We start from the raw sequence: 18,383 nt of genomic DNA on the forward strand, positions 1-18,383 counted from the left end.
TCGTCCGTGCGGTGGTTCACCCGGGCAGCGGCACGGAGACCGTGGTGCCGTCGTCGTACACGACGTGCACGACGCCGCCGACCGGCAGCATCTGCGGGTCGTTCAGTTCCTTGTCCAGCTGGATGCCGTCGGCCATGTCGTACTCCGGCGTGGGGCTCGGGCCCGGGGCGCCCGGCAGCCGGGTCCCGGTCAGCTCGCCCAGCGTGCCGTCGGGGCGGATCGGGACGGTGTACAGCTTCGTGGTGTCCGCCCAGACCAGGGTGTCGGCGACGATCGACGCGCCGGAGGCCGGGTTGCTCATGCCCTCCTCCTTCGCTCCGGGCAGCGGGAACCGGCCGAGGAGCCGGCCGGTGTCGCGGCCGACGACGACGAACTCGTCGGGCACGTCGGAGGCGTGCTCGCTGCTCCGGCGGAGAACCATCACCCGGTCGTCGACCGCTGCGGGGGTCGACTCGGCGACGAGCTCGGAGTCCAGCGGCACCTTCCCCCGCGTCTTGAGCGTCCCCACCTCCAGCCGCAGCACGCTCATGTCGGTGCCGAAGCCCGAATCGCTGCCGTTGGAGGTGTAGGCGGAGCAGTAGACGGATTCGCCCCGCAGCCGGAGGCCGCCGCACTCCTGGCTCGTGCCCAGCAGCGTGCCGTCCTTCGGCCGGAACGCCTTCGGCCCGTCCTCACTGGCCGCGTAGACCACGTCGCCGCCGATGGCGACCGGCCAGAAATTGCCCTGCTGACCTTTGGAGAGACCCTCCGACGCCAGCGGCTCGCGCCACTTCTCGGTGCCGGTCCCCAGGTCGTACGCGGCGAGCTGCGAGCCGTCGGACATCGACGTGGTGGCGGCGAAGACCAGGTCGTCCAGGACCATCGGGGCGCTGCCCAGGGTGTGCGCGCCGCCGCCCCGGGTCTCCCAGCGCACCGCCCCGGTCCTGGCGTCCAGGGACCGCAACTGACCACCCGCGGCGAGCAGGACGGAGTCGTCGTGCACGGTGGGGCGGGTGGCGCTGGCCGGCATGAAGAACTGGCCGGTGGGCCCCCAGCCCGCGTTCCGTGACGTCTGCCCGGTGTCGAACGTCCACAACTGGTGGCCGTCGGCCGCCGACAGTCCCTCGTACGTGCCGTCGGTGAGCCGGCAGGCGATCACGTCGCGGCCCGCGGAGCAGCCGATCGGTTTGCCGGAGAACTTGCCCTTCCAGGACTTCTTCCACCCCGCCGGGCGGACGTCGCGGCCGTAGGGGACGGTGCCCGAGGCGTCCGGGCCGCCGTTCTCGTCCACGCCCGCCACGATCCGGGGGCCCTCGGCCCGGCCGCCGTCCCGGGACGGACCGCCGCCGGAGGACGAACCACCGCCGGGAGCCGCCGCGTTGGGGGTGTTGTTCCTGTCCCGCCAGGCCAGGACGCCCCCGGTGGCCGCGCCCAGCACGATCAGCGCGGCCAGCGCGATGGCCAGGGTGCGCCGGGAGCGGCGCCGGGGCGGGGTGGTGAGGCCGGGGCCCTGGGTGGGTGCGGCGTGCAGGCCGGGGACGAAGTCCGTGCCCCGGGTGGGCAGTTGATGGGGCGCCGGACCGCTTCCCGCGGCCACCTCGGTCGGGGTGTATCCCGGCAGCAGCGGGCCGCCGAGGGCCACGACCCGGGCCAGTTCGCGCTCGTGCTCGGCGATCTGCCGCGCCACTTCCCCCGGCCACCGGTCGGCGGCTCCGGGGTCGAGCAGTTCCGCGAGTTCGGCGGCGCCCGGCCGGTCGGCGGGTTCGGCCACCAGGCAGCGTTCCAGTACGGCCCGCAGCGTGTCCGGAACGCCGTCGAGGTCGGTCTCGACGTACTTGACCCGGTAGAGCACGGCGGCGACCGGGCCGTCCCCGAAGGGCTCGCGGCCCGTGACGGCGAAGCAGAGCAGGGAGGCGAGGCAGAAGACGTCGGAGGCGGACACGACGCGTCCGCTGCCCGCCACGTGCTCCGGGGACATGAAGGAGGGGCTGCCGACCATGCGGCTGGTGGTGGTGAGCGCGGTCGCGCCGGCGTCCCGGGCGATCCCGAAGTCGATGAGGCGCGGCCCGTCCGCCGCGAGCATCACGTTGCCGGGCTTCACGTCGCGGTGGACGATCCCGGCGCCGTGGACGGCGGCCAGCGCGCGGGCCAGCCCGGCGCCGAGCATCCGCACCTCGGCCTCGGCCATGGCGCCGGCCCCGCGGACGGCGGCGGACAGGGTGGGGCCCGCCACGTACTCGGTGGCGAGCCAGGGGACCTCGGCCTCGGCGTCCCCGTCGAGCAGCGGGGCGAGGTGGGGGTCGGCGACGGAGCGGGCGACGTCGATCTCGCGGCGGAAGCGGGTGCGGAAGCCGGGGTTCTGGGCCACGTCGCGGCGGACCGTCTTGACGGCGACGGGCTCGCCGCCGTCGTCCCGGACGCCGAGGAAGACCTCCCCCATGCCGCCCGCGCCGAGCCGGGCCCGTATCCCGTACGGCCCGATCCGTTCCGGCGAGTCCTCCCGCAGCGGACCCAGCATGCGCCACTCCCCCCGTCGCAGGCATGAACCATCGGACGCCCCGTGCGCGCATCCGGCGGTCATCCTGCCACGGGCATGTCACCAGTCACAGCGTCGGGCGCCGGGAGACGCCCTCCGCCCGACGCACGACCGGCAATCGCCCGGGAATCACACCGGACACGCCGTTCCGCGCGGTCACGCGGAACGATCCCGGTCGCGGAACGGTCCTGGCAGCGGGACGGTCCCGGTCGCGGCCCGCACGCCGCGACCGGGACCGTCCGCCCGGTTCGCATCCTGGTTCGTCCACCGGTCCGCGCCCGGTTCCGCGTCCCGGCCGACCCCGGTCCGCCTTCCCGTGCGCGCCGGTCACGCCCCGCCGGTGAGTCCCGCCACCAGCTCGTCCGCCGCCGCGTACGGGTCGAGGCCGCCCGCCACGATCCGCTCGGCGAGCGCGCCGATGTGGCGGTCGCCGTGCAGGTCGCCGATGCGCTCGCGCAGCCGGGTGACGGCGATCGTCTCGACCTCGCGGGCCGCACGGGCCGTGCGGCGCTCGGCGAGCACCCCGTGCTCCTCCATCCACGCCCGGTGCTTCTCCAGCGCCTCGACGACCTCGTCGATGCCCTCGCCCCGGGCGGCGACCGTCTTCACGATCGGCGGCCGCCAGTCGCCGGGACCGCGCGCCTCGCCGAGGCCCAGCATGTGGTTGAGCTCGCGCGCGGTGGCGTCCGCGCCGTCCCGGTCGGCCTTGTTGACCACGTACACGTCGCCGATCTCCAGGATTCCGGCCTTCGCCGCCTGGATGCCGTCGCCCATGCCGGGCGCCAGCAGGACGACGGAGGTGTCGGCCTGGGAGGCGATCTCCACCTCCGACTGGCCGACGCCGACCGTCTCCACCAGGATCACGTCGCAGCCCGCCGCGTCCAGCACCCGGATCGCCTGCGGCGCCGACCAGGCGAGGCCGCCCAGATGGCCGCGGGTGGCCATGGAGCGGATGTAGACGCCCGGGTCGGAGGCGTGCTCCGACATCCGGACCCGGTCGCCGAGCAGCGCCCCGCCGGAGAACGGCGAGGACGGGTCGACGGCCAGGACGCCGACCCGCTTGCCGGCCCGCCGGTACGCCGCGACGAGCGCCGACGTCGACGTCGACTTGCCGACACCGGGCGAACCGGTCAGCCCGACGACGTACGCGTTGCCCGTCAGCGGCGCCAGGGCCGCCATCACCTCGCGCAGCTGCGGCGACGCCCCCTCGACCAGGGAGATGAGCCGGGCCACGGCCCGCGGCCGACCCGCGCGTGCCTGCTCGACCAGGGTGGGGACGTCCACCATCACCGCTCCGTTCACTCGCTGCGTGCTCTACGTGTACCGCGTCCTGCTCGCCCGGAGTACCGGCGGGGCGCCGCCGGGTGCTACTTGCCCGGGACCCGGATGATCAGCGCGTCGCCCTGACCGCCGCCGCCGCACAGCGCCGCCGCGCCGGTGCCGCCGCCGCGCCGCTTCAGCTCCAGCGCCAGGTGCAGCACCAGACGGGCGCCGGACATGCCGATCGGGTGGCCGAGCGCGATGGCGCCGCCGTTGACGTTCACCTTGTCCGGGGTGACGCCCAGGTCCTTCATGGACTGGACGGCGACGGCGGCGAACGCCTCGTTGATCTCGATCAGGTCGAGGTCCTCGACCTGGATGCCCGCCTTCTTCACGGCGTGCGCGATCGCGTTGGACGGCTGCGACTGGAGCGAGTTGTCCGGGCCGGCCACGTTGCCGTGGGCGCCGATCTCGGCGATCCAGTCCAGGCCCAGTTCCTCGGCCTTGGCCCTGCTCATCACGACGACCGCGGCCGCGCCGTCGGAGATCTGCGAGGAGGTGCCCGCGGTGATCGTGCCGTCCTTGGCGAACGCCGGGCGCAGCTTGCCGAGGGACTCGACCGTGGTCTCCGGGCGGATGCCCTCGTCCTTGGCGAAGAGGACCGGCTCGCCCTTGCGCTGCGGGATCTCGACCGGGGTGATCTCGGCCTCGAAGATGCCGTTCTTCTGGGCGGCGGCGGCGCGCTGGTGGGAGAGCGCGGCGATCTCGTCCTGGTCGGCGCGGGTCAGGCCCAGGCGGGCGTTGTGCTTCTCGGTGGACTCGCCCATCGCGATGTTCTCGAAGGCGTCGGTCAGGCCGTCGTGCGCCATCGCGTCGAGCATCTCGATCGCGCCGTACTTGTGGCCCTCGCGGGACTTCGGGAGCAGGTGCGGGGCGTTCGTCATGGACTCCTGGCCGCCGGCGACGACGACCTCGAACTCCCCGGCGCGGATCAGCTGGTCGGCGAGCGCGATCGCGTCGAGACCGGACAGGCACACCTTGTTGACGGTGAGCGCGGGGACGTTCATCGGGATGCCGGCCTTGACCGCGGCCTGGCGGGCCGGGATCTGGCCCGCTCCGGCCTGGAGCACCTGGCCCATGATCACGTAGTCGACCTGGTCGCCGCCGATGCCGGCCCGGTCCAGCGCGGCCTTGATGGCGATGCCGCCCAGGTCGGCCCCGGAGAAGCTCTTCAGCGAGCCGAGCAGCCGGCCCATGGGCGTACGCGCGCCCGCGACGATCACTGAGGTGGTACCGGTCGTTCCAGACATGAGGCGCAGCCCCTTGGGATGAGAAGTGAACGAGGGTTTACTCGAATGTACTGAGCGGTACCGCGCCCGTCATCCGGCAGCGGGTGTGATGGCGCGCACGTTGCGTAACCATCCGTGTGGCGCTGCACTGGTGGCATGCTGACGCGAATCGACCACATCGGGATCGCCTGTTTCAACCTTGACGAGACCGTCGAGTTCTACCGCTCGACCTACGGCTTCGAGGTGTACCACTCCGAGGTCAACGAGGAGCAGGGCGTGCGCGAGGCCATGCTCAGGATCAACGGTACGTCCGACGGCGGCGCCTCCTACCTCCAGCTCCTGGAGCCCACCCGGGAGGACTCCGCCGTGGGCAAATGGCTGGCCAAGAACGGGGAAGGGGTCCATCACATCGCCTTCGGGACCGAGGACGTCGACGCCGACTCGGCGGACATCCGGGAGAAGGGCGTCCGGGTGCTGTACGACGAGCCCAGGAAGGGTTCCATGGGGTCCAGGATCACCTTCCTGCACCCCAAGGACTGCCACGGTGTCCTCACCGAACTGGTCACGTCCGCAGCGGAGCACTGACCTCCGGATACCCGGCCCGGTAGAGTGGGCGGTTCCGGGCCGGGGCCGGGTCGGGGCCGCGCCGCGTCCTCAGCCGTTGATCTGTCACCATTCCCCGGGAGGCCGTTCACCGGCGAACGGTACTCGTAACTTGCAGGAGAGTTGCGACCAGGGTTGGGGTCTCCCCCGCTCGAACGAGGTTGAGAGCTCGGGGAAGGATGGGACCGCGCAGTGCGGGGCTACGAACGCCAGGAGAGCCACCGGGCTGAAGACGACCATCTCTCGCGGTTCGAGGCCGAGATGGACCGGCTGAAGACCGACCGTGAGAAGGCCGTCCAGCACGCCGAGGACCTCGGTTACCAGGTCGAGGTCTTGCGCGCCAAGCTGCACGAGGCTCGGCGCAATCTCGCGACCCGTCCCGCCTATGACAGCGCGGACATCGGCTACCAGGCCGAGCAGTTGCTCCGTAACGCCCAGATCCAGGCCGAGCAGTTGCGGACCGACGCCGAGCGGGAACTGCGGGACGCCCGCGCGCAGACCCAGCGCATCCTGCAGGAACACGCCGAGCACCAGGCACGGCTCCAGGCCGAGCTGCACAACGAGGCGGTGCAGCGGCGCCAGCAGCTCGACCAGGAACTGGCGGAGCGCCGCCGGACCGTCGAGTCCCACGTCAACGAGAACGTCGCCTGGGCCGAGCAGCTCAGGGCCCGGACGGAGTCCCAGGCCCGCCGGCTGCTGGAGGAGTCGCGGGCCGAGGCCGAGCAGGCCCTGACGACCGCGCGCGCCGAGGCGGAGCGGGTGGCGGAGGAGACCCGGCAGCGGCTCGGCTCCGAGGCGGAGTCGGCCCGTACCGAGGCCGAGGCGCTCCTGCTGCGCGCCCGCAAGGACGCCGAGCGGATGCTGAACGCGGCCTCCAGCCAGGCGCAGGAGGCCACCAGCCACGCCGAGCGGCTGCGCACGACCACGACGGCCGAGACCGAGCAGGCCCGCCAGCAGACCGCCGAACTGAACCGGGCCGCCGAGCAGCGCATGCAGGAGGCCGAGACCCAGCTGCGCGAGGCCCGGCTGGCGGCCGAGAAGGTCACCTCCGAGGCGAAGGAGGCCGCGTCCAAGCGGCTGGCCTCCGCCGAGTCGGAGAACGAACAGCGCACCCGTACGGCCAGGTCCGAGATCGCGCGGCTGGTCGGCGAGGCCACCAAGGAGGCCGAGGTCCTGAAGGCGGAGGCCGAGCAGGCCCTCGCCGACGCCCGTGCCGAGGCGGACCGGCTGAAGTCCGAGGCGACCGAGAAGGCCCGCACGGCCGCCGCCGAGGACACCGCGGCCCAGCTCGCCAAGGCCGCCAGGACCGCCGAGGAGGTGCTGTCCAAGGCGTCCGAGGACGCGAAGTCCACCACCCGGTCGGCCACCGAGGAGGCCGAGCGGATCCGCCGCGAGGCGGAGGCCGAGGCGGACCGGCTGCGCGGCGAGGCCGCCGAGCAGGCCGACCAGCTCAAGGGCGCGGCCAAGGACGACACCAAGGAGTACCGCGCCAAGACGGTCGAGCTGCAGGAGGAGGCGCGCAGGCTGCGCGGCGAGGCCGAGCAGCTGCGTTCCGAGGCGGTCGCCGAGGGCGAGCGGATCCGGGGCGAGGCGCGCCGCGAGGCCGTCCAGCAGCTGGAGGAGGGCGCGAAGACCGCCGAGGAGCTGCTCGCCAAGGCGAAGGCCGACGCGGAGGAGCTGCGCGGCGCCGCGGGCACCGAGAGCGAGCGGGTGCGCACCGAGGCGACCGAGCGCGCCACCGCGCTGCGCAAGCAGGCCGAGGAGGCGCTGGAGCGCGCCCGTGCCGAGGCCGAGCAGTTGCGCGCCGAGGCCGAGGAGCAGGCCGGTTCGACCACCGGGGCGGCCGAGCGGGCGGCGGCGGAGCTGCGCGAGGAGACCGAGCGCGCGGTCGCGGCCCGGCAGGCGGAGGCGGCCGAGGAGCTGTCCCGGCTGCACACGGAGGCCGAGACCAGGGTCACCACCGCCGAGCAGGAGCTCACGGACGCGCGCGCCGAGGCGGAGCGCATCCGGCGCGAGACGAACGAGGAGTCCGAGCGGCTGCGCACGGAGGCCGCCGAGCGGCTGCGGGTGCTGCGGGAGCAGGCCGAGACCGAGGCGGAGCGGCTGCGCGACGAGGCCGCGGCGGACGCCTCGCAGTCGCGGGCCGAGGGCGAGTCGGTGGCCGTGCGGCTGCGCACGGAGGCCGCCGCCGAGGCGGAGCGGCTCAAGTCGGAGGCGCAGGAGAGCGCCGACCGGCTGCGTTCCGAGGCCGCCGCCGCCGCGGAGCGGGTGGGCACGGAGGCCGCGGAGGCGCTGGCCGCCGCCCAGGAGGAGGCCAACCGGCGCCGCCGGGAGTCGGAGGAGACCCTCGACGCGGCGCGCGCCGAGGCGAACCAGGAGCGCGAGCGGGCCCGCGAGCAGAGCGAGGATCTCCTCGCCTCCGCCCGCAAGCGGGTCGAGGAGGCCCAGGCCGAGGCCCAGCGGCTGGTCGAGGAGGCGGACGGCCGGGCGACCGAGCTGGTCTCCGCGGCCGAGCAGACCGCCCAGCAGGTGCGGGATTCGGTCAGCGGGCTCCAGGAGCAGGCCGAGGCGGAGATCGCCGGGCTGCGCTCGACCGCCGAGCACGTCGCGGAGCGCACGAAGACCGAGGCGCAGGAGGAGGCGGACCGGGTCCGCACCGACGCGTACGCGGAGCGGGAGCGGGCCGGCGAGGACGCGGCGCGGGCCCGTCAGGAGGCGCAGGAGGCGTCCGAGGCCGCGAAGGAGCTGGCCGAGCGGACCGTCGCCGACGCGACCGCCGAGGCGGAGCGGCTGCGCGCGGACACCGCGGAGTACGTCCAGCGGATGCGCACCGAGGCGTCCGACGCGCTGGCGTCGGCGGAACAGGACGCGGCACGCAGCCGTGCCGAGGCCCGCGAGGACGCCAACCGGATGCGTTCGGATGCCGCGACCCAGGCCGACCGGCTGGTGGGCGAGGCCACGGACGAGGCCGAGCGGGTCCGTACGGAGTCGACGCAGCAGGCCACCACGCTGGTCGAGGAGGCCACCCGGCAGGCGACCTCGCTGACCGAGGAAGCCACCCAGCGGGCGGCCTCCCTGGTCGAGGAGGCCACGCAGCAGGCGGCCCGGGTGACGGGCGAGGCCGCGGACGAGGCCGAGCGGCTGCGGGCCGAGGCGGCGACCGTCGTCGGTTCGGCGCAGGAGCACGCGGCCCGTACCCGTGAGGAGTCCGAGCGGGTGCGCTCGGAGGCCGAGGCGGCGGCCGAGCAGATGCGCGCGGAGGCCCGCGAGGAGGCGGACCGGCTGCTCGACGAGGCGCGGGAGGCCGCGGCCAAGCGCCGGGCCGACGCGGCGGAGCAGGCCGACCAGCTCATCGACAAGGCCCGGGAGGAGGCACTGCGCACCGCCACCGAGGCCGAGAAGCAGGCCGACACGATGGTCGGCGCGGCCCGCAAGGAGGCCACGCGGATCGCCTCGGAGGCGACCGTCGAGGGCAATTCCCTGGTCGAGCGGGCCCGTACGGACGCGGACGAGCTGCTGGTCGGCGCGCGCCGGGACGCCACGGCGATCCGGGAGCGGGCCGAGGAGCTGCGGGCCCGGATCGAGGGCGAGATCGAGGAGCTGCACGACCGGGCCCGGCGGGAGACCGCCGAGCAGATGAAGACGGCGGGCGAGCGCGTCGACAACCTGATGAAGGCTGCGACCGAGCAGCGCGACGAGGCGGAGGCCAAGGCCAAGGAGCTGCTGGCGGACGCCAACTCGGAGGCGAGCAAGGTCCGGATCGCCGCGGTGAAGCGGGCCGAGTCGCTGCTGAAGGAGGCCGAGCAGAAGAAGGCCACGGTGGTCCGCGAGGCCGAGAAGCTGCGGACCGAGGCCGAGGCCGAGGCGAAGCGCATGGTGGACGAGGGCCAGCGCGAGCTCGATCTGCTGGTGCGGCGCCGCGCGGACATCAACACCGAGATCTCCCGTGTCCAGGACGTGCTGGAGGCGCTGGAGTCCTTCGAGACGCCGGCGAGCGGCAAGGGCGGGGGCAGCTCCTCGGGCGGCGTCAAAGCCGGGGCCTCCGCAGGCACTCGATCGGGTGGCAAGTCGTCCGAGGGGTAGTCGCCCTGCCGTGTCCCGTGCTTCGTCAGGAACGTTCCACCCTCCGAGTGGCAAGAGTTGCGGGGGTTAGCCACTCAAAAGGAGGGTCATTCTCCAGATCAAAAGGGCATCCACTCGATGACACGCCGTCCGGGCCCCTAGGATTCCCTCTAACACCTCACCGGTCTCATTCGACAGGAACCCCATGAGCGACCCTTCCTCCCCCTTCGGCTTCGAGCTCGTGCGACGTGGATACGACCGCGGTCAGGTGGATGACCGCATTACCAAGCTCGTCGCCGACCGTGATAGTGCTCTCGCCCGCATCACGTCCCTGGAAAAGCGCATCGAGGAGCTCCACCTCGAAACCCAGAACGCCCAGGCCCAGGTGAACGACGCGGAGCCGTCGTACGCCGGTCTCGGCGCGCGGGTGGAGAAGATTCTCCGCCTGGCCGAGGAGGAGGCGAAGGACCTGCGCGAGGAGGCCCGTCGCGCCGCCGAGCAGCACCGCGAGCTGGCCGAGTCGGCCGCCCAGCAGGTGCGCAACGACGCCGAGACCTTCGCCGCCGACCGCAAGGCGAAGGCCGAGGACGAGGGCGTCCGCATCATCGAGAAGGCCAAGGGGGAGGCCGGCTCGCTGCGTACGGATGCCCAGAAGGACGCCGCGCAGAAGCGCGAGGAGGCCGACGCCCTCTTCGAGGAGACCCGCGCCAAGGCCGCCCAGGCCGCCGCGGACTTCGAGACCAACCTGGCCAAGCGCCGCGACCAGTCGGAGCGCGACCTCGCGTCCCGTCAGGCCAAGGCCGAGAAGCGCCTCGCCGAGATCGAGCACCGCGCCGAGCAGCTCCGCCTGGAGGCCGAGAAGCTCCGTACGGACGCCGAGCGCCGGGCCCGTCAGACGGTGGAGACCGCGCAGCGCCAGTCCGAGGACATCGTGGCCGACGCGAACGCGAAGGCCGACCGGATCCGCAGCGAATCGGAGCGCGAGCTGGCGGCGCTCACCAACCGCCGCGACTCGATCAACGCCCAGCTCACCAACGTCCGCGAGATGCTGGCGACGCTGACCGGCGCCGCGGTGGCCGCCGCCGGCTCCCCCGCCGACGACGAGCCGGTCACCCGTGGTGTCCCGGCCCAGCAGACCCACTGACCCGGACGCCCCGGCGGCAGGTCCGCACTCGCGAGTGAGGGCGTCGAGGATCCCGGCCGGCCCTCGGCCGGGATCCTCGGCGCCCTCTTCGTGTGCCCGGTGCCGCCCCTGTGGCGCCGGGCGCGCGGCCGTTCTAGCGTGAATGCATGATCGAGCTCGACGGCCTCACCAAGCGCTTCGGCAACAAGGTTGCCGTCGACCGGCTCTCGTTCCGGGTCAGGCCCGGGATGGTGACGGGTTTTCTGGGGCCCAACGGGGCGGGCAAGTCCACGACGATGCGGATGATGCTCGGTCTCGACAACCCGACCGGTGGTTCGGTCCGCATCGACGGCAAGCACTACCGCGAGCTGGAGGAGCCCCTCAAGTACATCGGGGCGCTGCTGGACGCGAAGTCGATGCACGGCGGGCGCAGCGCGTACAACAACCTGCTCTGTCTCGCGCAGAGCAACCGCATCCCGGAGAGCCGGGTGGCGGAGGTGCTGGACACCGTGGGTCTGACCGCGGTGGCGCGGAAGAAGTCGAAGGGCTTCTCGCTCGGCATGAGCCAGCGGCTCGGCATCGCGGCGGCGCTGCTCGGCGACCCGCAGGTGCTGCTCTTCGACGAGCCCGTCAACGGCCTCGACCCCGAGGGCATCCACTGGATCCGCAACCTGATGAAGACGCTGGCCGTGGAGGGCCGCACGGTCTTCGTCTCCAGCCACCTGATGAGCGAGATGGCGCTCACCGCCGACCATCTGATCGTGATCGGCCAGGGCCGGCTGCTCGCCGACACGTCGATGGCCGACTTCATCCACCACAACTCCCGCAGCTACGTACGGCTGCGCTCCCCGCAGCGGGAGCGGCTGCTGGACGTGCTGCACGAGGCGGGGCTGATCGTGGTCGAGGCGGGCGGCGGCATGCTGGAGGTCGACGGCGCCACCACCGAGGCGCTGGGCGAGCTCGCCGCGCAGCACCAGATCGTGCTGCACGAGCTGAGCTCCCAGCGGGCCTCCCTGGAGGAGGCGTTCATGCAGATGACGGCGGAGTCCGTGGAGTACCACGCGCACGCGGACCACAGCCCGGCGCCACCGCCCGCGGGTCCGCGCTGGGGCGATCAGTGGGACCGGCGGACCGGTGGCGGCCCCGCCGGGGCCGACGGCGGGGAGGGGTGACGGCGATGGCATCGGTACCCGCGGTCCTGGCCTCCGAGTGGACCAAGATCCGTACGGTCTCCTCGACCGTCTGGACGCTGATCTCCGCGTTCGTCGTCACCGTCGCGATGAGCGCGGCGCTCTGCGCCCTGATGAACGCCCAGTTCGACGACCTCCCCGTGATGGAGCGGGCCACCTTCGACCCGACCCTCATCAGCTTCTCCGGCATGGTCCTCGGCCAGTTGGCCATGGTGGTCTTCGGTGTGCTGGTGGTCGGTACGGAGTACAGCTCGGGCATGATCCGGACCTCGCTGGCGGCGGTGCCCCAGCGCGGTTCGTTCCTGTTCAGCAAGGTCGCGGTGGCCGGTCTGCTGGCCCTGGCGGTGGGCATCACGACCAGCTTCGCCTCGTTCTTCCTCGGCCAGGCCCTGCTGGGCGAGCACCGCACCGACATCGGCGCGGACAACGTCCTGCGGGCGGTGGTCGGCGGCGGCCTGTACATGGGGCTGATCGGGATCTTCTCCATGGGCGTGGCGACGATGCTGCGCAGTTCGATGCTGTCGCTCGGCATCCTGATGCCGTTCTTCTTCCTCGTCTCCCAGATCCTGTCGGTGGTGCCGGGGGCCAAGAAGGTCGCCCGGTACTTTCCCGACCAGGCCGGTTCCAAGATCATGCAGGTGGTCCCGGACGCGTTGAACAGCGATCCGGCGCCGTACGGGCCGTGGGGCGGGCTCGGCATCCTGATCGCCTGGGTGGCGGCGGCGCTGCTCGGCGGCTACCTCGTGCTCAAGAAGCGGGACGCCTGACGAGGGGGCGGGCCCGCCGGTACGGGGCCGTCCGCCGCCGGTCCGCCGGGTCCGGAGGGCGGCGCGCCCCCGGAACGACTTGGCCGGAACCGTCAGGGGCTGGTTATCCTCCTAACTCTTACGGGGGTGTGCGGCCGCTCGGCCCGGCCCCGACGACAGACGTGAGTCGATGGGGCTGAAGCATGATCGAGGCAGTCGGCCTGACCAAGCGCTATGGCGCGAAGACGGCCGTGCACAACCTTTCCTTCCAGGTGCGGCCGGGCGCCGTCACCGGATTCCTCGGTCCCAACGGGTCGGGCAAGTCCACCACCATGCGCATGATGCTGGGCCTGGACCGGCCGACCTCCGGTCACGTCACGATCGGCGGCCACCCCTACCGCAGCCTGCCGAACGCACCGCGGCTGGTGGGCGCGCTGCTGGACGCGAAGGCCGTGCACGGCGGCCGCAGCGCCCGCAACCACCTCCTCTCGCTCGCCCAGCTGGCCGGCATCCCGGCCCCCCGGGTCGACGAGGTGCTCGGTGTCGTCGGCCTCCAGGACGTGGCGCGCAAGCGGTCCAAGGGCTTCTCGCTCGGCATGGGCCAGCGGCTCGGCATCGCGGCGGCGCTGCTCGGCGACCCGCAGGTGCTGCTCTTCGACGAGCCCGTCAACGGCCTCGACCCCGAGGGCATCCTCTGGGTCCGCAACCTGATGAAGATGCTGGCGGCCGAGGGCCGCACGGTCTTCGTCTCCAGCCATCTGATGAGCGAGATGGCGCTCACCGCCGACCATCTGATCGTGATCGGCCGCGGGCAGTTGCTCGCCGACATGAGCGTCACGGACTTCATCTCCGCCAACTCGGCCGACTTCGCCCGGGTCAGGGTTCCGGACGGGTCCGCCGAGCACCGCGAGAAGCTGACCGCCACGCTCACCGGGGCGGGCGGGCAGGTCATGCCCGAGCCGGACGGGGCGCTGCGGGTCACCGGCCTCCCGCTGCCCCGGATCAGCGACCTGGCGCACGGGGCGGACGTCCGGCTGTGGGAGCTCTCGCCGCACCAGGCGTCGCTGGAGGAGGCGTACATGCGGATGACGCAGGGCGTCGTGGACTACCGTTCGACGGCGGACGAGCGGGCCGGTCTCCAGGAGCCGGTGCACAACGGGTACGGGGCTCCGCAGCCGCCGGTCCCGGAGGCTCCGCAGCACAACTGGTACGCCCCGCCGCCGCCCGGACAGGACCCGTACGCACAGCCCCCGGCCGGTCCCGCGGCCCCCGCCGCTCCCCCGGCTCCCGCCGCTCCCGCGGACCTGACCAAGCACGACACCAGCGAGGACGCCCGATGACCACGCCGCCGCCCCCGCAGGCACCGTACCGAGAGCAGGACCTGTCGGCCGCGCTCGGCTCCTACACCTCGCCCATCCCGGTCCGCGCCGCGACCCTCGGCGACGCGCTCGCCTCCGAGTGGACCAAGATCCGTTCCGTGCGCTCCACGATCTGGACGCTCGGCGTCATGGTCGTGCTGCTGGTCGGGATCGGGCTGCTGACCGCGGTCGCGGTCAACGCCGCCGATGCCGACATGGGCTCGATGCCGGTGCTCAGTCTCGGCTTCTACGGGGTGCTGCTGGGCTCGCTCTGCGTGATCACGCTCGGCGTGCTGACCATCGCCTCGGAGTACGGCACGGGCATGATCCGCACGACGCTGACCGCCTGTCCCAGCCGTTACCGGGTGCTGTGCGCGAAGGCGATCGTCTTCTTCCTGCTCACCTTCGTCATCACGACCGTGACCACCGCCCTGGTCGCGGCGGCGCAGACCGCCATCGTCGGCGGCGAGACACCCTCCGGCGACGACTGGCTGCGCGCGACGGTCGGCGTCGGTCTCTACACGGCGACGCTGGGCCTGCTCTCGCTCGCGGTCGGCGCCATCGTCCGGCACTCCGCCGGGGCGATCACGATCATGATCGGCCTGGTGCTGCTGCCGCTCGTGCTGGGCATGTTCATGTTCTCGGAGTCACTCTCCGACCTGCGGATGAAGCTCTTCGAGTACTCGATCCCCAACCAGCTCAGCGCGTTCTACTCGACCTCGGTGGCCGATTCGGGGCCGTCCGGCTGGGACCCGCTGTGGATCATGCTCGGCGTCTCGGGAGTGGCGCTGTTCCTCGCCTGCCTCTCCATGGACCGCCGGGACGTCTGACCGGACCCGCCCCCGACGGTCCCTCAGTAACGGGGCGCGTTCCTGGACCGCTGCACCTGCGTGGTGCGGCGGTCCTTCGCGTTCCAGCAGGCCTTGTGCCAGTGCCTGCGGTCGTCGATGCCGGCGTACTCGGACCAGGCCACCAGGTGCGGGACGCCGGACGGGATCTCCTGGTCGCAACCGGGGCAGCGGTAGTGCTTGCCCACCGCGCTCGCCCCGCTCACCGGGCGGACCGACCACTGCTCGCCCTGCCACTCCTCGGTGCGCCCGCCGCCGCCGTACCGGGCTCCCGGTTCTGCCGCGCTGTCGTGGGGACTCTCGCCGCCTCGGGAGCGGTTTCGGCGCGGGGACACGTGACACCTCACAAAACAGGCCGGGCAGTTCCCGTCCAGCGTAGGGCCATTCGGCCGACGGCGGCGCCCGGAGCCCTCCGGGGCGTCACCCCCGAAGGGGGTGAGTTACCGGAAAATCGCAACAACCTGTCTCCGGCCCGTGCCCTTGGCACGTGTCAGACGTTGTTGCCTGTAGGGGAGAGCCGCGTCGGCCGCAAGGAGGCAATTGGCGATGCGTGTGGGAACGTTCGTACTGGCAGCCCAGTTTCCGGGGCAGGGGCCTGCCGAGGCGCTGCACCGCGCGGTCCGGTCCGCCGAGGTCGCGGAGGAGTCCGGGCTCGACTCGGTCTGGCTGGCGGAACACCACTTCGTGCCGTACGGGGTCTGCCCGTCCGCCGTCACCCTGGCCGCGCTGCTGCTCGGCCGCACCCGCAGGATCCGGGTGGGCACGGCGGTCAGCGTGCTGCCCACCCAGCACCCGGTCGCGCTCGGCGAACAGGCCGCGCTGCTCCACCTCACCAGCGGCGGCCGGTTCACCCTCGGCGTCGGCCGGGGCGGCCCGTGGGTCGACCTGGAGGTGTTCGGGAGCGGCCTGGCGGCGTACGAGAAGGGCTTCCCGGAGTCCCTGGGGCTGCTGCTCGACTGGCTGCGCGAGCCGCGGGTGGCCGGGCGCGGGGAGCGGTACGGCTTCCGCGAGGTCGCGGTGGTCCCCCGGGCCGACGAGCTGGTCGACGAGGACGGCGAAGGGCTCGGCGGCCCCGAGGTGATCGTCGCGTGCACCTCGCCGAAGACGGTGCGGCTCGCGGCGGAGAACGGGCTGCCGATGCTGCTCGGGATGCACTGCAGGGACGAGGAGAAGGCCGACATGGTCGCCCTGTGGCGCTCCACCGCCCTCGCCGCGGGCCGTTCGCCCGAGAGCGTCCGTGCCGCCGGGCACGTCTCCGCCGGGGTGGTCCAGATCGCCGACCGGCACGAGGGCGCCGTGGAGACGCTCGTGAAGACGATGCCCGGCTGGCTGCGGCAGGGGCTGGACGCCCACGTGACGGTCGACGGACGGCACCGGGTGATGCGCGATCCGGTCGCGTACACGGAATTCCTGTGCGGCCTCCATCCGGTGGGCCCGCCCCGGCTCGCCGCCGACCGGCTCGCCGCCACCGCCGAGCGGACGGGCATCACCCGCTTCGCGCTCCTGGCGGAGGGCTCGGGGGATCTGACGGCCACGGAGGAGAACGTGGCGCGGCTGGGCACCGAAGTGCTCCCGCTGCTCACATGACGCCCCGCCGGGAACACGGGCACCTCCGTTCCGGAGCAGGCCGGCCGGAGCCCATCCGGTCCGGGACGGCGGCGGAAGCGTTCGGATCCCGTACGGCCGCGACCGGCCGGACGGGCCCGGGGCGTGCTGCGGAAGCGACGTCGTCCGCCCACGGACGGGCCGGTGACATCCGGTCCGACGGGGCTCCCGCGACACGGCCCAGGGTCTTCCGTTCGGATCGGGCCGGATCGGTGAGCGGGGTCCGGTGCTTCCCCAAGCTCTCAGCTTCGTTCGAGCAGGGAGACCCCATCGATCGCAAGGCGGAGGAGGGAGCCATGGCTCCGCCATGGCGACCGACGACAACGCGGAAGGGGGTCCCCCTGGCCCTCAAGGCCTTGGGGGAAATGCGCACCGGAGCACGCGAGCCCGGCCCGATCCGAACGAGAGGCCCTAACAGTCCCGCAGTTGGGGGGACTGGTTGAGCAATTGGCCCCGCACCGAGGTGAAGCGGGCCAGCCGCTCGTCGGCCGAGGCGTCCAGCGGGAACACCGCGACGCGGTGGCAGTTCTGGAATGCCAGACGCACCCCGAAGTGCCGTTGGAGCGCGCCGCGGATCGCATCACTCGCGAGCGCGCGCAGCAGCTGACCACGTGCCTGCTCGTCCGGCGGGGGCGTCTGGTTGTCGGCGAACTCTCCGCCGTCCACCTTCAGCTGGGCCACCAGAGAGCTGATCATCTCCCATGCGTAGGGCAGGGAGGTCCGGACGCAGTCGACGAAGTCCGCTTCGTCGACCTCGCCTCGCTCGGCCTGTTCCAACAGCGCCGGTGAGACGTCGAGCGACATGGGTTCTCCTCTCGCGACCCCGTTGCCTTGGCCGGGGCCTTACGGGCAGGGAAGAAGGGCGGCGACGCAGCGTACACGGACGGCGACCTCCTGCTTACACGGTACGGGCGCAGTCCTGGCCGCACCAGGAGATTGGGAACACAACCGGCCATCGACGAACGGACCCAAAGAGGGGCAAGCCCCGTCGAGGACCGTCAACGTGGGGGCGGAGCGACGGGGGTGACGGGGGAGAATCGCGTGGAGCGCCCCTCGTCGAGTAGCGTTGCCGACCATGCGTCTCGTCATCGCCCGCTGCTCCGTGGACTACGCCGGCCGGCTCACGGCCCATCTGCCCTCCGCTCCCCGTCTCATCCTGGTGAAGGCGGACGGGAGCGTGTCGATCCACGCCGACGACAGGGCGTACAAACCCCTCAACTGGATGTCGCCGCCCTGCACCCTCAAGGAGGGCACCGGCGACACCGCGGACGTCTGGACCGTGGTGAACAAGGCGGGCGAGAAGCTCATCATCACGATGGAGGAGATCCTCCACGACTCGTCCCACGAACTGGGCGTCGACCCGGGCCTCATCAAGGACGGCGTCGAAGCGCACCTGCAGGAACTCCTCGCCGACCGGATCGAGACCCTCGGCGAGGGCTACACCCTGATCCGCCGTGAGTACTTCACCGCCATCGGGCCGGTGGACATCCTGTGCCGGGACGCCGACGGGGGGACCGTGGCCGTGGAGCTGAAGCGGCGCGGCGACATCGACGGCGTGGAGCAGCTGACCCGTTATCTGGATCTGCTCAACCGCGATCCCCATCTCGCCCCGGTGAAGGGCATCTTCGCGGCCCAGGAGATCAAGCCGCAGGCCCGGGTGCTGGCGACGGACCGCGGGATCGACTGCGTCGTCCTGGACTACGACGCGCTGCGCGGCATCGAGGACGACAAGCTGCGGCTGTTCTGACCCCGCCGGTCCCCCTCCCCCGCCCGTCTTCCCGGAC

The 18,383-nt window shown here is 72.7% G+C and carries 14 protein-coding genes; 9 read left to right on the forward strand and 5 right to left on the reverse strand.

Translation table 11 applies throughout. The features are described from left to right. Nucleotides 1-16: 16 nt before the first annotated feature. The 3 genes from ABZZ04_RS04735 to ABZZ04_RS04745 form a co-directional block, all read right to left on the reverse strand. Complete coding sequence (locus tag ABZZ04_RS04735) at nucleotides 17-2,497, reverse strand: serine/threonine-protein kinase (protein WP_356930745.1); 2,481 nt, start codon at nucleotides 2,495-2,497, stop codon at nucleotides 17-19. Nucleotides 2,498-2,842: 345 nt separating this feature from the next. Continuing rightward, a complete protein-coding gene (meaB, locus tag ABZZ04_RS04740; protein WP_187438850.1) occupies nucleotides 2,843-3,802 on the reverse strand; it encodes a methylmalonyl Co-A mutase-associated GTPase MeaB in 960 nt (319 codons plus the stop codon). An 80-nt stretch (nucleotides 3,803-3,882) separates the two neighbouring features. Then, nucleotides 3,883-5,085: an acetyl-CoA C-acetyltransferase gene (locus ABZZ04_RS04745; RefSeq protein ID WP_356930746.1), complete on the reverse strand. Its 1,203-nt coding sequence runs from the start codon at nucleotides 5,083-5,085 to the stop codon at nucleotides 3,883-3,885. Between the two features lie 135 nt (nucleotides 5,086-5,220). Here ABZZ04_RS04745 and mce point away from each other — a divergent pair, with 135 nt between their 5' ends. The 7 genes from mce (at nucleotide 5,221) to ABZZ04_RS04780 (ending at nucleotide 14,976) form a co-directional block, all read left to right on the forward strand. Then, on the forward strand, nucleotides 5,221-5,649 hold the full coding sequence (mce, locus tag ABZZ04_RS04750) for a methylmalonyl-CoA epimerase (RefSeq protein WP_356930747.1): 429 nt from the start codon (nucleotides 5,221-5,223) through the stop codon (nucleotides 5,647-5,649). A 210-nt stretch (nucleotides 5,650-5,859) separates the two neighbouring features. After that, nucleotides 5,860-9,750 carry a polarized growth protein Scy gene (gene scy / locus ABZZ04_RS04755; protein WP_356930748.1) on the forward strand — a complete coding sequence of 1,297 codons (3,891 nt, stop codon included), beginning with the start codon at nucleotides 5,860-5,862 and terminating at the stop codon, nucleotides 9,748-9,750. Between the two features lie 184 nt (nucleotides 9,751-9,934). Beyond that, nucleotides 9,935-10,873, forward strand: coding sequence for a cellulose-binding protein (locus ABZZ04_RS04760; protein WP_356930749.1), 939 nt, complete (start codon nucleotides 9,935-9,937; stop codon nucleotides 10,871-10,873). Between the two features lie 146 nt (nucleotides 10,874-11,019). After that, nucleotides 11,020-12,024 (forward strand): ATP-binding cassette domain-containing protein, encoded by a 1,005-nt coding sequence (locus ABZZ04_RS04765; protein WP_356930750.1) that lies wholly within the window; start codon nucleotides 11,020-11,022, stop codon nucleotides 12,022-12,024. Nucleotides 12,025-12,029: 5 nt separating this feature from the next. Then, nucleotides 12,030-12,809, forward strand: coding sequence for an ABC transporter permease subunit (locus tag ABZZ04_RS04770; protein WP_356930751.1), 780 nt, complete (start codon nucleotides 12,030-12,032; stop codon nucleotides 12,807-12,809). A gap of 182 nt (nucleotides 12,810-12,991) precedes the next feature. After that, complete coding sequence (locus ABZZ04_RS04775) at nucleotides 12,992-14,128, forward strand: ABC transporter ATP-binding protein (RefSeq protein WP_356930752.1); 1,137 nt, start codon at nucleotides 12,992-12,994, stop codon at nucleotides 14,126-14,128. Then, a complete protein-coding gene (locus ABZZ04_RS04780; RefSeq protein ID WP_356930753.1) occupies nucleotides 14,125-14,976 on the forward strand; it encodes an ABC transporter permease subunit in 852 nt (283 codons plus the stop codon). The genes ABZZ04_RS04775 and ABZZ04_RS04780 overlap by 4 nt, the downstream gene beginning before the upstream one ends. Nucleotides 14,977-14,999: 23 nt before the next feature. On the opposite strand, the gene ABZZ04_RS04785 is transcribed toward ABZZ04_RS04780, so the two are convergent. Further along, entirely contained in the window at nucleotides 15,000-15,329 is a 330-nt protein-coding gene (locus ABZZ04_RS04785) for an ATP/GTP-binding protein (RefSeq protein ID WP_356930754.1), read from the reverse strand. A 211-nt stretch (nucleotides 15,330-15,540) separates the two neighbouring features. Here ABZZ04_RS04785 and ABZZ04_RS04790 point away from each other — a divergent pair, with 211 nt between their 5' ends. Beyond that, nucleotides 15,541-16,581, forward strand: coding sequence for an LLM class flavin-dependent oxidoreductase (locus tag ABZZ04_RS04790; RefSeq protein ID WP_356930755.1), 1,041 nt, complete (start codon nucleotides 15,541-15,543; stop codon nucleotides 16,579-16,581). A 429-nt stretch (nucleotides 16,582-17,010) separates the two neighbouring features. Here ABZZ04_RS04790 and ABZZ04_RS04795 read toward each other — a convergent pair whose 3' ends face one another. Next, on the reverse strand, nucleotides 17,011-17,403 hold the full coding sequence (locus tag ABZZ04_RS04795; protein ID WP_356930756.1) for an SCO5389 family protein: 393 nt from the start codon (nucleotides 17,401-17,403) through the stop codon (nucleotides 17,011-17,013). Nucleotides 17,404-17,674: 271 nt separating this feature from the next. On the opposite strand from ABZZ04_RS04795, the gene nucS reads away from it, so the two are divergent. Next, nucleotides 17,675-18,346, forward strand: coding sequence for an endonuclease NucS (gene nucS, locus ABZZ04_RS04800; protein ID WP_356930757.1), 672 nt, complete (start codon nucleotides 17,675-17,677; stop codon nucleotides 18,344-18,346). Nucleotides 18,347-18,383 lie beyond the last annotated feature (37 nt).

This window comes from Streptomyces sp. NPDC006435, assembly GCF_040612315.1.
Taxonomy (GTDB): Bacteria; Actinomycetota; Actinomycetes; order Streptomycetales; family Streptomycetaceae; genus Streptomyces.